The organism is Methanoregula sp. (assembly GCF_002835825.1).
Taxonomy (GTDB): Archaea; Halobacteriota; Methanomicrobia; order Methanomicrobiales; family Methanospirillaceae; genus Methanoregula.
Map to the genome: position 1 here is coordinate 1 of NZ_PIZH01000472.1, position 1,583 is coordinate 1,583.

Consider the following 1,583-nt stretch of genomic DNA (forward strand, 5'->3'; position numbering starts at 1 on the left):
CGGCATCGATCTCCATGGCCGGTTTAGGGAGGGGGGGCGCCATGCCGCAGAGGTCTGCACCGAATGCAAGCACCTTTGCAACATCGAGCCCGCTCCGCACGCCGCCGGATGCGATGACCGGCCCCCCGGTAGCCAGCACTTCGGCAAGGCTCACCACGGTCGGGATTCCCCAGCCGGCAAAATCCTGCCCGAGAGTGAGGAGTGCCTTGTCCCGTGCACTCCTGCCCTTGCCGGCCCGGACCGCCTCGACAGCAGCCCAGGACGTCCCGCCCCAGCCGCCGATGTCTATGGCCCCGGCGCCGGCACCCCAGCATTTCCGTGCGATGGCTGCCGAGATCCCGCACCCGGTCTCCTTTACGATGACCGGGGTTTTGAAGTCGCGGCAGAGTTCTGCAATGGCCGCAAAACAACCGGTGGCATTATGGTCGCCCTCCGGCTGGATTGCTTCCTGCAGGAAGTTGAGGTGGATGGCAAGCGCATCCGCTTCGATCATCTCAACGGCCTTCTCCGCCCACGTGATCCCGTGGTCGCGGAGCTGGACGGCCCCGAGGTTCGCGACAAGGAACGCATGCGGTGCCTCATCGCGGACAACCGAGAACGTGTCTGCAAGGGATGGATTCTCGAGGGCTGCACGCTGGGAGCCGACGCCCATCCCCAGCCCGAACTTCTCTGCCGCCCGGGCAAGGCGGGCATTCACGTCTTTTGTACCTGGATGGCCACCGGTCATCGCCGATATAAAGAGGGGAGCGGAGAGGCTGTTCCCGAGGAACCGGGCAGACAGGTCGATTGCTTCCATGTCACACTCCGGGAGGGCATTGTGCACGAACCGGATATCGTTAAACCCGGCATCCCCGCACTCGACATCCTCTTCTGCGCAGATCCGCAGGTGGTCGAGTTTCCGCGAGGACGTCAGCTTCACCGTATCTTTCATTCCTTACTCTCCTCTCACGCTCGTCCCGCCATGGTCGGACCCTGCAAGGAAGTCCGCCACCCGCGAGACATGGAATATGTCCGAGCCCGTCCCCGCATCCGCGAGGCCGAGCAGCTCTTCGATTTTCCCTCTCATTCCACCGGTGACATCGGTATGCATCGAGTCGCCGATATGGAGGTTCATGACGGTGCGCCGGGTGATCTCCGGCACAACGCGTCCTCCATCAAGCACTCCCGGTACATCGGTGGCGAGCCCGACACGGCTGATCCTAAGAGCAGCCGCGAGGTACCGCACGAGCTGGTCGCCCGATACGATACAGGCACCCCGGGAGAGGTCCATCACCACATCGCCGTGGATCACGGGGACCATCCCCAGCGCCAGCATTGTTTCGAGATGACGGCATTCAAACGCAACGAGCCTTCCCTTGTCTGCCACACCCACGTGGAGCGGGTGGACACCGATTGCGCGAACGCCCTTCTCGCGGAGGGAGCAGACGACTTCAGCATTCAGCCCGCTTACCGCACTATGCGTGACATAGCTACCTTCGGTTTCACCGGAACCTGCCCCTATATCACCGTGTGACCCTTTGTCTTCGGCTTGTCCGCAGGAACCGGCACCATGGATGATGACAGTCCCTTCCGTCCTTACCGCC

Annotated in this window: 2 protein-coding genes; both read right to left on the reverse strand. The window is 62.9% G+C overall.

Features of this window, described 5'->3' with window-relative positions; translation table 11 throughout:
• Positions 1-931, reverse strand: a 931-nt coding sequence (fni, locus tag CW742_RS12395) for a type 2 isopentenyl-diphosphate Delta-isomerase (RefSeq protein WP_292420819.1), incomplete at its 3' end; no start/stop codon positions are given.
• 3 nt (positions 932-934) lie between these two features.
• Positions 935-1,583 (reverse strand): isopentenyl phosphate kinase (locus CW742_RS12400; RefSeq protein ID WP_292420820.1); only part of this gene is annotated, 649 nt, incomplete at its 5' end.